Origin of the sequence: Liquorilactobacillus uvarum DSM 19971 (assembly GCF_001434935.1) — a bacterium.
GTDB classification, from domain to species: domain Bacteria; phylum Bacillota; class Bacilli; order Lactobacillales; family Lactobacillaceae; genus Liquorilactobacillus; species Liquorilactobacillus uvarum.
Genome location: NZ_AZEG01000037.1, coordinates 1 through 13,565, shown reverse-complemented (window position 1 = coordinate 13,565; position 13,565 = coordinate 1). Strand labels below are relative to the sequence as shown.

The window sequence follows — 13,565 nt, the reverse complement described above, 5'->3', positions numbered from 1 at the left end:
TAGAGCCGATTTTTCCAGACCGGCCTTTGTTATGGAGACTTATGTCACAGCCTCTTTTTAATTGTAGTAGAAACCAAATTCAACACTACTTCCTAAATCTAAAATTTGATTACACAATAAAATTCGGTGTTGCATCAAAAGTTAAATTTTTATCGTTTTATATCACATTCCCGCAATCAAATTCGTTATTGCTACAATAAAAAACTCACAGGTGAATGATTTATTGTATAATGTGCTATGTGAATAGACGCAGTTTTTCATTTTAAAATTGCGCTTAGATTCTTAATTATTAAATAACAAAGGGGCGTTCTTTTTGAAAATAGTTTTAGCAAGTGATCACGCAGGTGTGGAATTGAAGAAAGAAATTATTGATTCTTTAAAATCTATGGGACACGAAGTCAAGGATCTTGGACCATATTCCGCTGACCCTGTAGATTTATCCGATTATGTTTATCCAGCAGCCTTAACCGTCGCAAAAAAAGAAGCTGACAGAGGCATTTTTATTGATGGCGTCGGCTATGGCAGTGCAATGATCGCTAATCGTGTCTATGGAATCGATGCAGTTGTATGCCAAGATCCATTTTGTGCAAAACTTGCACGCCAGCATAACGACAGCAATGTTTTGTGTTTAGGTGGTAAAATAATTGGCCCAGCAATCGCATTAGAAATTGTCAGAGTTTGGATGACAACCGACTTTTTAGCTCAAGAAAAATATATCCGCCGTGTCAAAAAAGTTAAAGCGATCACCGATAAACATCTCAAAAAGCTAGATGAACTTAACTAATAGATTGTTTGAACCACAAACCAATACTATTTCGTATTAAAAATTATTTTGCGGTATGAATTAACTGCTTTTTTCATTAAATAGCGCATAAAATAAGGGGAAGGATCAAAAGTTATCTTTTGATCCTTCCCCTTATTTTGTGTTGCATTTATGTTTTATCAAATTTAAATGTTACCAGTTTAAAGGAAACTTTTCCTACCCACAAACCTAATTATACTTGATGCAAACAAATATCGATTTCACAGCCATGGGGTCTCTTGTGCTCTTACTTACCAGTATATTTAAATTTGGATATATCCAGCAAAATACTCCCATAAGCCAGTCCAGCTCCAAAACCTGTGAGTAAAACTAGTTTTTTCTTTTGTCCTTGCTTAAGTACCTCGTCCAAACTTATTGGTATTCCAGCTGAAGATGTGTTTCCATTAGTTTCAATGTTAGTTGCAAATCTCTTTAATGGAAGTTGCAGCTGTACAGCAATTTTTTCAATCAATCGCAAATTTGCCTGATGAGGGATAACTAGATCCAAATCTTGTGGCACTAGAGAATTGTCCTTTAACAGATTTTGGATATGTCTTGGAATAACTGCATTAACAAAATCAAAGACTGCATGACCATTTTGATAGAATGCATCTAACCTTGGATAATTTTCAGCGTCAATTCGACTTAGCGGAGGAATTTGCCCACTGTGAATTACCTCGGCATCAGCCTGTGTTTTTAAATTTTCTGCTATAAACATCTCATCTTCAGAATTCTCAGTTCCTTCAATAATTACTCCACCTGCACCATCACCAAAAAAAACAGCTGAAGTTCGGTCCTTGAAATCCATCATTTTTGAATTGGTTTCAGCCGCAATCACTAACGCCCTTTTGTAATTACCATTACGTATAAATTTTTCAGCTGTGCTTAATGCAAAAATAAAGCCTGCACATGCTGCACTGATATCAAATGAAAAAGCTTTATTAGCACCAATTTTTTGTTGTACCCTAGCTGCAGTAGAGGGAGTCAATGAATCAGGTGTAATCGTCGCCACAATAATCAAATCAAGTTCTGACGAAGTTAAATCAGCCTCTTTTAAAGTTTTTTCGGCAACTTTAACACACATATCTGACGTATTCTCATCAATTGCAAAATGACGAGTTCTAATACCTGTATGCGCCTGAATCCATTTATCTGAAGTTTCCATAATTTGACTCAAATCGTTATTCGTAACAATACGTTCCGGAACATAATGCGCACTTGCTGTTATTTTTACCGCTTTACCCACTAACTAACCCACCTTTGACCTTCACAGGAAATGAATTTTCTATTAATAGAGATTCTTTTGGATTTCCAAACAATACTCTGTGTACATATACAATAAGAGGATGGAACAAAACAAAAGTTTTGTCCCACCCCCTTATTTTAATTACTCAATGCGGGTAAATGGATTCGAACCATCACGGGCTGTAACGCCCACCAGATCCTTAGTCTGACGCGTCTGCCAATTCCGCCATACCCGCAACAACAGAATTTATTATACCAAAACATAATATAGCAAGCAAGAGTTTATTTATTTTTTCTAATCAAAATCAAATGTCCAAAACAATTTGAACAGATATAGCGTTTTGTATTGATTTTTCGACACCGAAAATATTGCTGTCCGCATTTTGAACAACAATAGCACAATTTTTTCTTTGTACCTTTTGGATACGGTGCATAACGTGAACCACCGACCTGCTGTAGTAATTTTTTAAACTCAAAATCTCTATGCAGATATCCTTGTCCACTTAAATGCAAGAAGTAATGGCACAGTTCATGTTTTATGACCCCAACCAGCGTATCAAAATCGTGTTCTGTTAACATTTTAGGATTAATCTCAATATTATGATCAGTCAACAGATAACGTCCTCCAGTCGTCCTTAAACGCCGATTAAAAAAAGCATGGTGCTTGAAATCACACTTAAAGTCGCTATGTGCAATTTTGCTTACCAAATCCTGGAGCTGTTCATCATTCATTTTTTTAACCTTCTTCAGGATCAAGCATTGTCAACTGAATGCGTTGACGATCAAGTTCAACATTCTCAATCCAGACCGTAACAATATTTCCGATAGAAACCACTTCATGCGGATTGCTTATAAACTTGTTTGTTAATTTTGAAATATGAACTAAACCATCTTGTTTAACACCAATATCTACAAAGGCCCCAAAATCGACTACATTGCGAACAGTTCCTTGCAATTTCATACCTTTATTCAAATCTTCAATTTTCAAAACATCTTGCCGTAAGAGCGGCGCTGGTAATTCTTCACGGACATCTCTGCCTGGTTTTTGCAAACTTTTTAAAATATCGGCTACTGTCTCTCGACCAGCTTGCAATTTTTCAGCTAAAACAACACTATCTTGTTCTGAAATTTTTTTCAAAATTTCTTTTTTCCCAATATCCGTTATTTTTATTCCTAAATAGTTTAATAATTCGCGTGTCAGATCATAACTTTCAGGATGGATATCTGTATTATCCAAAATGCTGCTACCACCAACAATCCGAAGAAAACCTGCAGCTTGTTTATAAGCTTTCGGTCCTAAACGTTCAATCTTCTTCAATTCAGCTCTCTTTGTAAACATACCATTTTGGTTTCGATATCTCACAATATTGGCAGCAGTCACTGCATTTAATCCAGCAATATGTTGCATTAACTGAACACTTGCTGTATTAAGGTCCACTCCAACTTGGTTAACAGCAGTTTCAATCACATCAATCAGTCGTTTTTTTAGCTTATTTTGTGGTAGATCGTGCTGATATTGTCCCACACCAATTGCTTGCGGATCAATTTTAATTAATTCTGCTAAAGGATCTTGCAAACGTCTTGCTATGCTGACAGCTGAACGTTCCTCAACATTAAAATCAGGAAATTCCGTACGTGCAACTTCACTTGCCGAGTAAACAGAAGCACCTGCTTCATTTACAATTACATAATAAATCTGTCGGGGAAAGTTCTTGATTATTTCAGAAACAAACTGCTCTGATTCGCGGCTAGCAGTTCCATTGCCAATAGCAATGACTTCAACTTGATATTTCTCCAATAAGTCTTTAAATTCAGAAACAGCTTTGTTTCTTTGGGCAATTGATGCTTCTTCACCTTTTTTTCGTGAATGTGGATAAATGACTTGCTTCGCAATAAATTTCCCAGTTTGATCAACAATCGCTAATTTGCACCCTGTGCGATATGCAGGATCAAAACCCATTGTAATTTTGCCCTTAAGCGGTGACTGCATCAGAAGATGGTATAAATTATTTCCAAAAACCTCAATAGCATGCTCATGCGCTTTTTCGGTTAAAGAAGTACGAACTTCACGTTCAATAGCTGGTTTTAACAATCGCTTAAAACCATCGGTGTAGGCTTCCGTTACTAAGTCAACTGCCGGTCCTTTGTGCTGCATAATAATTTGTGAATGCAGATAACGTAAAATATATTCTTCATTGATTTCAAATTTGACAGATAAAATACCCATTTTTTCGCCACGATTAAGTGCTAGAATACGGAAGCTCGGTATTTTGACCAACGCTTCCTCAAAATGGTAATAATTTTGAAAAACCTTACTAGGATCTTTTTCAGCATCTTTTACTTTTGCCAACAAAGAACCATTTCTTTTAATTATTTTTCGAATATATGCTCTAAAAGATGCATTCTCACTGACTGCTTCTGCAATGATATCTTGGGTGCCTGAAATGACATCCTCAATATTTAAGACACCATGTTCTGGTGCTACAAATTTCATTGCTTTTTCTTGTAATCCAGTTTTTGGAAAGGTCAAAATCCAGTCAGCAAAAGCCGTCAATCCTGCTTCTTTTGCTGAGGTTGCTCTTGTTTTCCGTTTCTTTTTAAAGGGAAGATACAAATCTTCGACTGTTTGCAAAACAGTCGCTTTTTCTATTTGTTCTTGCAATTCACTCGTCATTTTACCTTGTTCAGAAATAGTGCTTATAACTTTCTTTTTGTAATCCTCTAATCTTTCATTAAGTTGATATATACTCTGTATGTTGCGAAGCACGACTTCGTCCATACTTCCAGTACGCTCTTTGCGGTAGCGTGCAATAAAGGGCACTGTGTCACCTGCCTGTAAAAGTTCCAATGCTGCATGGACATTTTTATAAGGAAGACTGACCTTTTGAGCAACTTTTTTTTCAATTTGAATATTCATTATGTGATTTATCTCCTGTTTGAACTTTAGAATGTCTTGATTAAACAATACAACATATACTAAAAAATACCCGCCCAATTATAACATACCTCTAGGCGGGTATTAACTTAAATCACACTTCTAAAGAGTGAACTCAAAACTATTATTATTTCCAAAAATCATCAAAGACAGTAATTGGCAAGTGACGTTTGTGCTGTGTACGTAAATACCAAGACTCAATCTTAATTGCTGACTTTTCATCAACAGTACGTCCTTCCAGATAGTCGTCAATATCATCATAAGTAACACCTAAAGCAAGCTCATCTGGCAAAGCCGGCCGATTATCTTCTAAATCAGCAGTGGGTGTCTTCTTATACAAATGCTCGGGAGCATTGAGGAGTTCCAACATCGCACGACCCTGACGTTTATTTAAGCGCCAAATAGGTGTAATATCAGCACCCCCATCCCCAAACTTCGTGTAAAATCCTGTTACCGCTTCAGCCGCATGATCCGTACCAACGACCGCCCCCTTCACAGCACTGGCAATCCCATATTGCGCGATCATTCTTTGACGGGCTTTGATGTTTCCCTTATTAAAATCACTGACTTTAACGTTATTTTCTTCAACACTGGAAACTATTGCATCTGTTGCCGCTTTGATGTTGACCCTTGCAGTTTCATCAGCCTGCATAAATTTAATTGCGTCCATTGCATCTTGTTCGTCTTCCTGATTACCGTAAGGCAAACGGACAGCAACAAATTTATAGGCTTCATTTTTCGTTTCATTTCGCAATTCACTAATTGCCATTTGACATAATTTTCCTGTGAGTGTTGAATCTTGACCACCTGAGATCCCTAAAACAAGGGCTTCAAGAAAAGAATTCTTTTTTAGATAATTCTTTAGAAAATCAACGCTGCGTCTAATTTCCTGCTGCGGATCGATCGTTGGGCTTACCCTTAAATCTGCAATAATTTTTTGTTGTAACTGTCGCATCTCACTCACTCCTCATTAAAATAGATGTAATATCATCTGTCATCAATCTATTTTACGCTTTTTTACCAATGTTTTCACGAATTTCTTTTATGATTTCCATTTTATTGTCATAACATTCTTGTGATAAGTCGACCGGGTAGTCTTGCGGGTTAAGATCGCGTTTATACTCTTCCCACAAACTTTCTAACCGTTCGTGAGCATACTGCTTAATTTTAGCTAAAGTTGGCATTTGATATAATAACTTGCCATCTTTGAAAATATCCTGTAGTAATGGTCGAGCATCAAAATCAGTTACATTTTTGTTGATATAAACATAATGAGGATGAAACATATACAAAGATTCCTCTTCACGAGGATTTTCATCCCATAAAGCGATATAATCACCTTCTGATTTTCCATCTTCTTTTTTGGTAATGCGCCAAACTTGTTTTTTCCCAGGGGTCGAAACCTTCTCCGCATTACTTGAAAGCTTAATAGTATCTTCCAACTCACCAGCTTTGTTTTCGATCGCAACCATTTTGTACACGGCACCCAAAGCTGGTTGATCAAAAGCTGTGATAAGCTTTGTTCCTACACCCCACACATCAATCTTCGCTCCCTGCATTTTTAGGTTAGTAATTGTCTTTTCATCAAGGTCATTTGAAGCATAGATTTTCGCATCAGGGAAACCCGCTTCATCCAATTGTTCACGTACCCTTTTAGAAATATAGGCCATATCTCCTGAATCAATTCTCACACCCAAAAAGTTTATCCGCTCTCCAAATTCACGAGCAATCTTAATTGCATTCGGTACTCCACTGCGTAATGTGTCATATGTATCGACTAGAAAAACACAGTCCTTATGCGTCGCTGCATATGCCTTAAATGCAGCATAATCACTGCGATATGCCTGTACAAGTGCATGGGCATGAGTTCCACTTGTCGGAATACCAAATATTTTACTTGCGCGCACATTACTCGTTGCATCAAAACCACCAATGTATGCTGCTCTTGTTCCCCAAATTGCAGCATCAAATTCTTGTGCACGTCTTGTGCCAAATTCCATGATTGCATCATTATGAACAACAGAACGAATTCTCGCAGCCTTCGTTGCAATCAACGTTTGATAATTAATAATATTTAAAATTGCAGTTTCAACTAATTGACAATCTGCTAAAGGTCCATCAACTTGCAGAATTGGTTCATTATTGAAAACAACCTCTCCTTCAATCGCTGAGCGCACAGTTGCAGTAAATTTAAAATTACGTAAATAGTTGAGAAATTCTTTAGAAAAATTCCCTGTGCTTTCCAAATAGTCTAAGTCAGATTCAGAGAAACGTAAATTCGAAATATATTCGATCACTCGCTCAAGACCGGCAAAAATAGCATAACCGTTTTGAAATGGAATTTTTCTAAAATACACTTCAAAAACTGCTTTTTTCTGATCAATTCCCTGCAGCCAGTATGTTTGTATCATATTCAACTGATACTCATCTGTATGTAATGCATAGCTATCATCTGGGTAATTCGTAAACATTTTTATTCTCCTTCGCAACAGTCGGCTGAGTTACTTATTATGTGTGCAATACATGTATCGTCCGACTTTGCACCATTGCACCATTTTATCACTTTTTCATAATATCGTCATTTTTTCTGTTATACTGTATATAATATTTTGAAAGCGGGTTAGATTGTTATGTCGCAATTATTTTCACATATCAATATTCTTGGTACTAACTTTACAAAAATAACCAATCAGGAACTGCTGAACCAACTAAAAAAAGACAGTATGCTACACGAAAACCGTTTTGTCGTAACTGCAAATCCAGAAATTGTTTTATTTGCTCGTCAGAACAAAAAATACGCTTCTATTCTGAATACTGCTGACTACACTACGGCAGACGGTATCGGAATAATCAAAGGTGCCAAGATTTTAGGGCGCCCTCTTCCAGAACGTGTGACAGGCTATGACACACTTCTTTCGCTTTTAAAATTTGCTAATGAACAAAAAAAACGGGTCTTTTTTTTAGGTGCTAAACCATCAGTGATCAACAAACTGATTGACAGAATTAAGCAAAACTACCCTAATTTGATCATTGCCGGCCACCATGACGGTTATTTCAAAGACGAGGCCAGTATCGTTCAAAAAATTAAACAAACTTCCCCAGATTTCGTTTTTGTTGCACTGGGTTTCCCAAAGCAAGAATTTTTTATCAATCAATACCGCCAGAGTTCACAAGCAATCTGGATGGGTGTTGGCGGCAGCTTTGATGTTTTAGCAGGTATCACAAAACGTGCACCACTTTTCTGGCAGAAACATCATATAGAGTGGCTTTATCGCCTTTTGCAAGAACCAAGCCGTTTTGGCCGGATGCTTGCTTTGCCCAAGTATTTATTATTGATCTTCCGTGCCAAAATTATGCACAATTAAAAATAAGAGCTTAAGATACAGATGTTTCCCTTTCAAACTGTGTCTTAAGCTTTTTTATTTTATAACAACATTTTTATTTTTCCAAATAAAATTCAAAACGTTCTCCAACATACTGTGTTCTAACATATTCAAACGGTTGCCCATTAGATAGGTTTGTTATTTGACGTAATCGTAAAATAGCATCACCTCGTCTAATTTCCAGATAATCTGCTATCTTTTCCGAAGCAAGCATTGCCGATACAGTCTGTTCAGCATGACCAATCGCATATCCACTCTCTTCCAGAACACGATATAAAGAACTTGTGACTTGCTCTTTACTATACTCTTTTACCAATGCTTGAGGGACGGTAGCAACTTCAAAACAGATAGGCGTCTGATCGGCATAACGAATTCGCTCCATCCGCAATACAGGCTCCCTTTCACCTAATTTAAGTTTCTCCATCTCACTTAAAGAGGGGGTGGCTATATGGTAAGAAATCGTTTTACTTGAAGGAACTTTTCCCTGTGCTTTGGTTAGTTCAGTAAAGCTAGTTACACCTGACATCTTTTCTTGAACCTTTTGGCGGGCGACATAAGTTCCTGAACCGACATGCCGCTCTAATATGCCTTCGTCAACAAGAGTTTGAACCGCTTGACGCAAGGTCATTCGACTCACACCAAAATTAACAGCCAGTTCACGCTCAGAAGGTATTCGATCACCAATTTGCCATTTTCCGGACTCAATTGAACGTTTAATATCGTTATGAATTTGAATATATATAGGTGAGGCCACTTTCTTTCCTCCATCTTTAAAATTAATCTTGATAGCTTTTTCCCATGCTGTAAGTTTTAATCAGTTGCATTTCATCATCAAAAAGATTTAAATCAGCATCCTTGCCAACAGAGAGAATACCTTTATCCTTCAAACAAAATTCACGTGCCTGATTAACTGATGACATCAGCACAGCTTCTTCTATTCCACATCCAGTAAATTTCATAATGTTTCTAAAGGCATCCTGATACTTCAACACAGATCCTGCCAAATTTCCAGTTTCCAAACGAGCTTGTTTATCTTTGACAATTACTTTTTGTCCCCCTAATTCGGATACTCCTTCAGGCATACCTTTAGCTCTCATCGAATCAGTTATCAGTTCTAGTTTTTCTGGTCCCTTTAGCTTATAAGCTAAACGGATCATATCAGGACTCACGTGAAAACCATCGGCAATTATTTCACAGTAAATATTGTCCTCTAACAATGCATGCCCAGTTACACCTGGTTGTCGATGTTTAAACTCACGCTGTGCATTATACAAATGGGTTACATGGCTTGCTTTAGAAGTACGCAATTCTTCACGTTTTGCATTACTATGCCCAATAGAAGGAACAATACTATGTTTTAAACAATAGTTTTCAAAAGCTGAAGCTGTTTTATATTCAGGGGCATAAGTCACGAGCTTTATAAGATGACCTGCCAACTCGTTCCATTCATTAAACAATTCAATATCTGGAGCCTGGATATATTCTTCTGGCTGAGCACCCTTAAATACAGGTGAAATAAATGGTCCTTCTAAATGAATTCCTTGAATAATTGGATTATGTTCCGCAACTTTTTTAATTCCACGCATTGCTTTAGCAATTGCTGTGGGCGATTGTGTCATAGTCGTTGCAAAATAGCTAGTTATTCCTTCGTGAACCATATCATTGACCATTTTTTCAATTTGAGCAGGCTCACCATCCATTGAATCAAAGCCGTATCCCCCGTGGCTATGAATATCAATAAAACCCGGTATAATTATTTTATTTGTTGCATCAAAAACAACATCATCAGGAGCAGCTTTATACTCGTTTAGTGGACCAACTGCTTCAATTTTTTTACCGAAGCGAAGATAACCATCAACTATTTTTTCATTACCAGTATATATTGTGCCATGTTTCAAAACAGTTTTCATTTTAGTCTGACCTCTACTCCCAAAATCTTTATTTTCCTTGATCTTTTGCAACAGTTGCATCTACTGCCTTAATAATCGATGTCATAAAGCCAGCTTCTTCCATCGCCAACAAACCAGCAACTGTAGTACCACCTGGTGATGAGACATCATCGACTAATTCCCATGGTGTTCGTGAATCAGTTAACACTTTTTTGGCACTCCCCATTACTGCTTGAGCCGCTATTTCAGTTGCTTGCTTTTTTGATAGACCGTACTTTACACCTGCTCTGGACAAAGCATCAATAAAGAAATAAACAAACGCCGGTGAACTACCACTCAATGCTACAAATGTACTAAAATCTTTTTCAGATATTACACTTATTTTTCCTAGTGCACTAAAAAGTTTTGCACAGACATCATAATGCTCTGCAGTCATACATGCATTTTTAGCTAATGCGGTCATTCCTTCATTAATTTCAACATTAACGTTCGGCATTATTCGTAACAACTCTATATTATTATTACCTAATATTTGTTGTATTTCAGCAATCGAAACACCACTGACCATCGAAACAATAATTTTTTTCTGTGTATTTATTTTTTCTTTTATTTCTGTAAGTACACTACTTAAAACCAATGGTTTGACTGCCAGAAAAATAAGATCTGCCTTTTCAACTACCTCATTATTGCTATCCATTGGTACAAGATTTTTTTCTTGTGCATAACCAGCATAGCTTTCTCGATGTGCGCTATGAATAAAAATATCAGAACTTTTGACCTGTTTTAACTTCAACCAACCATTAATAATTGCTTGTGCCATATGTCCAGCACCAATAAATCCAATTTTCACTAATATATCCTCCATACTCAATTAAATTTAAAATGATATATACCAATATATTGAATGTACCTGTTGTTCAAAAAAAAGTCAATTTAAAACATTTATTTGTAAAAAAAAACGCCACTCAAAAGTGACGTTCAACGACCAGTATCTCCGTAATATTGGGCTAGCTGGATTCGAACCAGCGCATCACGGGATCAAAACCCGATGCCTTACCGCTTGGCTATAGCCCAATTATGGTGGAAGGGAGTGGATTCGAACCACCGAACCCGAAGGAGCGGATTTACAGTCCGCCGCGTTTAGCCAGACTTCGCTACCCTTCCAAAAAGTCAAACCTCTCAAATACCTGACTCAATAATAATACACGATTAGGTAAAGATATGCAAGACTTTTTTATTCCAAAATACAATATCTTTATTAGTTCCGCATTGATTTACTAGCGAACCCCTATCATCAATTTTTTGATTCTGGGTACCATCAGCAGCAAAATAATTCCAAAGGCAATCGTCATGGTACCTACAAGCCCGTAATACATAACTTCTGTTTCTTTTGAGTAAAAACGTACTAATTGAGAATTAAAGGCCTGTGCTACTGCATCACTTAAGAACCACATACTCATCATTTGTGATTGAAAAGCTTTTGGAGACAATTTAGTGGTCGCAGACAAGCCAATTGGAGATATAAGCATCTCACCAACAATGACCAATGCCCAGCTAGTTATCAACCATAACGGGCTCACCCTCGTGTCCGTCCCAGAAAGAAGTCCTGGAAGCATCATCCAAATAAAAGAAAGGCCTGCAAAGAACAAACCGTACGCAAATTTTGCAGGAGATGAAGGCTGTTTATTTCCCAATTTCGTCCAAAGTAATACGAAAAGAGGGACGTAAATCATAATAAACAAAGGATTCATACTTTGAAAAACACTGGCAGGATAATGCAACCAACCTATACTGAGCTTAGTCTGTTCCTCCGCAAAGAAAGCCAAAACCACAGAGCCTTGTTCCTCAATCGACCAAAACAATATGCTTGCAATAAACAAAGGAATGTACGCCCAAACACGAGATCGTTCCTTTTTTGTTATTTTAGAACTTGACAACATTATAACAAAATAGTAAATGGGAATCATAACAGCCAAAACGGTAATCACTAAAATAATATTTGTAAGGTTCATAAGATTGAACAAACTCATTATTATAAATATCAGAGATAGACCAATAACAAATATTAGTATTTTTTGTAAAAGGCCTTTTAACTCCTCTGGATCAATTGGATCATTTGGGTACAGACTGTCTTTTGACAAGTACTTTTTACCATCTATGTAATATTGTAGCAATCCAAAAAACATACCGATTGCCGCCATTGAAAAGCCCAGATGAAAATTAATTTTCTGTCCCAAATATCCAACTACAATTGGTGAAATAACAGCCCCCGTATTGATACCAAAAACAAAAATTGTAAATCCTGTATCACGACGCGGATCAGTTTCACCATATAAATCTCCTACCATTTCAGAAACATTTGGTTTCAATAATCCTGTTCCAATAACTATCAAACCGATTGAAATAAACAAGGCAGTCCTTCCAAAAGGAGTTGATAAAGCAATATGTCCCAGCATAATCAAAATTCCACCGAAGAAAACAGTCCGTCGACTCCCCCAGATTCGATCACTAACGAATCCACCAATCGCACTCGATAAGTAAACAAGCGCTCCATAAATCGACATGATAGAAGCAGCAGTAACCTTGTCGAAACCTAACCCACCGCTTGCAACGGAATAATACATATAAAAGAGCAGAATGGCCCGCATACCATAATAACTAAATCTTTCCCACATTTCAGTAAAAAAAAGTGTGGATAAACCACGTGGATGTCCTAAAAAAGCAACGTCCATTGTTTTTTTATCCATTAAAAATTCCTCCAAATTTGTAACATGTAATCTATTAAATTATCATATTTACCTTTTCTAAAAATGCAACAGGTTAATTATAGAAGTCTCATTAGTTGACGTCAATAGATTTAAAATCATCATCATCTCTTCCGTTGAACTACGCTATTGTTTAAGAAGCAAAGCGCTTACGCGTAAAACAATAAAAAAAGAATGCTCTACATACCAGCATTCTAAAATATTTTGTAAGCCTCTCAGACTAAGCATGCCGGCTGCAGGATTTGAACCTGTGACCCTCGGTTTACGATACCGATGCTCTACCAACTGAGCTAAGCCGGCCTTCTAATTTCATGACCCGTACGGGATTTGAACCCATGTTACCGCCGTGAAAGGGCGGTGTCTTAACCACTTGACCAACGGGTCAAAAGTGAAAGTAAAACACTTTCACCTGAAATAAAACAAGCACTCAGAAAATCGTAAGCAATCATGCATGCTATGATTATTAATCCTGAGTACAAGCCTTATCTCTATTTTGCACGGCAACGACCTACCCTCGCAGGGGGCGATCCCCCAACTACTATCGGC

At 37.1% G+C, this 13,565-nt stretch carries 11 protein-coding genes and 5 tRNA genes; 2 read left to right on the top strand and 14 right to left on the bottom strand.

Annotated features, from left to right (window positions below; translation table 11 throughout):
• The first annotated feature begins 313 nt into the window (after positions 1–313).
• The gene (locus FD20_RS11000) at positions 314–784 is read left to right on the top strand and encodes an RpiB/LacA/LacB family sugar-phosphate isomerase (protein ID WP_057738553.1); all 471 of its coding nucleotides are present in this window, start codon (positions 314–316) and stop codon (positions 782–784) included.
• Between the two features lie 265 nt (positions 785–1,049).
• On the opposite strand, the gene FD20_RS10995 is transcribed toward FD20_RS11000, so the two are convergent.
• The 6 genes from FD20_RS10995 to FD20_RS10970 all read right to left on the bottom strand — a co-directional run bounded on the left by FD20_RS10995 (position 1,050) and on the right by FD20_RS10970 (position 7,453).
• Entirely contained in the window at positions 1,050–2,048 is a 999-nt protein-coding gene (locus tag FD20_RS10995) for a beta-ketoacyl-ACP synthase III (RefSeq protein WP_057738551.1), read from the bottom strand.
• Positions 2,049–2,197: 149 nt separating this feature from the next.
• Positions 2,198–2,283, bottom strand: a tRNA-Leu gene (locus tag FD20_RS10990).
• 46 nt (positions 2,284–2,329) lie between these two features.
• On the bottom strand, positions 2,330–2,779 hold the full coding sequence (locus FD20_RS10985) for a SprT family protein (RefSeq protein ID WP_057738549.1): 450 nt from the start codon (positions 2,777–2,779) through the stop codon (positions 2,330–2,332).
• Between the two features lie 4 nt (positions 2,780–2,783).
• Entirely contained in the window at positions 2,784–4,964 is a 2,181-nt protein-coding gene (locus FD20_RS10980) for a Tex family protein (protein ID WP_057738547.1), read from the bottom strand.
• A gap of 145 nt (positions 4,965–5,109) precedes the next feature.
• A complete protein-coding gene (nadE, locus tag FD20_RS10975; protein ID WP_057738545.1) occupies positions 5,110–5,937 on the bottom strand; it encodes an ammonia-dependent NAD(+) synthetase in 828 nt (275 codons plus the stop codon).
• 52 nt (positions 5,938–5,989) lie between these two features.
• The gene (locus FD20_RS10970; protein WP_057738543.1) at positions 5,990–7,453 is read right to left on the bottom strand and encodes a nicotinate phosphoribosyltransferase; all 1,464 of its coding nucleotides are present in this window, start codon (positions 7,451–7,453) and stop codon (positions 5,990–5,992) included.
• A 159-nt stretch (positions 7,454–7,612) separates the two neighbouring features.
• On the opposite strand from FD20_RS10970, the gene FD20_RS10965 reads away from it, so the two are divergent.
• On the top strand, positions 7,613–8,347 hold the full coding sequence (locus FD20_RS10965; RefSeq protein WP_057738542.1) for a WecB/TagA/CpsF family glycosyltransferase: 735 nt from the start codon (positions 7,613–7,615) through the stop codon (positions 8,345–8,347).
• A gap of 73 nt (positions 8,348–8,420) precedes the next feature.
• Here FD20_RS10965 and FD20_RS10960 read toward each other — a convergent pair whose 3' ends face one another.
• The 8 genes from FD20_RS10960 to FD20_RS10925 form a co-directional block, all read right to left on the bottom strand.
• Complete coding sequence (locus tag FD20_RS10960; RefSeq protein ID WP_057738540.1) at positions 8,421–9,119, bottom strand: GntR family transcriptional regulator; 699 nt, start codon at positions 9,117–9,119, stop codon at positions 8,421–8,423.
• Between the two features lie 22 nt (positions 9,120–9,141).
• Positions 9,142–10,275: an N-acetylglucosamine-6-phosphate deacetylase gene (nagA, locus tag FD20_RS10955; protein ID WP_057738555.1), complete on the bottom strand. Its 1,134-nt coding sequence runs from the start codon at positions 10,273–10,275 to the stop codon at positions 9,142–9,144.
• Positions 10,276–10,303: 28 nt separating this feature from the next.
• Complete coding sequence (proC, locus tag FD20_RS10950; protein WP_057738538.1) at positions 10,304–11,104, bottom strand: pyrroline-5-carboxylate reductase; 801 nt, start codon at positions 11,102–11,104, stop codon at positions 10,304–10,306.
• A gap of 152 nt (positions 11,105–11,256) precedes the next feature.
• Positions 11,257–11,328, bottom strand: a tRNA-Gln gene (locus tag FD20_RS10945).
• A 4-nt stretch (positions 11,329–11,332) separates the two neighbouring features.
• Positions 11,333–11,418: transfer RNA gene (locus tag FD20_RS10940), tRNA-Tyr, on the bottom strand.
• Between the two features lie 113 nt (positions 11,419–11,531).
• Complete coding sequence (locus FD20_RS10935; protein ID WP_057738536.1) at positions 11,532–13,001, bottom strand: peptide MFS transporter; 1,470 nt, start codon at positions 12,999–13,001, stop codon at positions 11,532–11,534.
• Between the two features lie 245 nt (positions 13,002–13,246).
• Positions 13,247–13,319, bottom strand: a tRNA-Thr gene (locus tag FD20_RS10930).
• 12 nt (positions 13,320–13,331) lie between these two features.
• Positions 13,332–13,403 (bottom strand) — tRNA-Glu (locus FD20_RS10925).
• Positions 13,404–13,565: the final 162 nt, after the last annotated feature.

Bases quoted from the DNA above. Each gene is read 5' to 3' on its own strand.
- FD20_RS10965 (WP_057738542.1), top strand. From the start codon at position 7,613: ATGTCGCAATTATTTTCACATATCAATATTCTTGGTACTAACTTTACA.
- nagA (WP_057738555.1), bottom strand. From the start codon at position 10,275: ATGAAAACTGTTTTGAAACATGGCACAATATATACTGGTAATGAAAAA.
- FD20_RS10970 (WP_057738543.1), bottom strand. From the start codon at position 7,453: ATGTTTACGAATTACCCAGATGATAGCTATGCATTACATACAGATGAG.
- nadE (WP_057738545.1), bottom strand. From the start codon at position 5,937: ATGCGACAGTTACAACAAAAAATTATTGCAGATTTAAGGGTAAGCCCA.
- FD20_RS10980 (WP_057738547.1), bottom strand. From the start codon at position 4,964: ATGAATATTCAAATTGAAAAAAAAGTTGCTCAAAAGGTCAGTCTTCCT.
- FD20_RS10935 (WP_057738536.1), bottom strand. From the start codon at position 13,001: ATGGATAAAAAAACAATGGACGTTGCTTTTTTAGGACATCCACGTGGT.
- FD20_RS10985 (WP_057738549.1), bottom strand. From the start codon at position 2,779: ATGAATGATGAACAGCTCCAGGATTTGGTAAGCAAAATTGCACATAGC.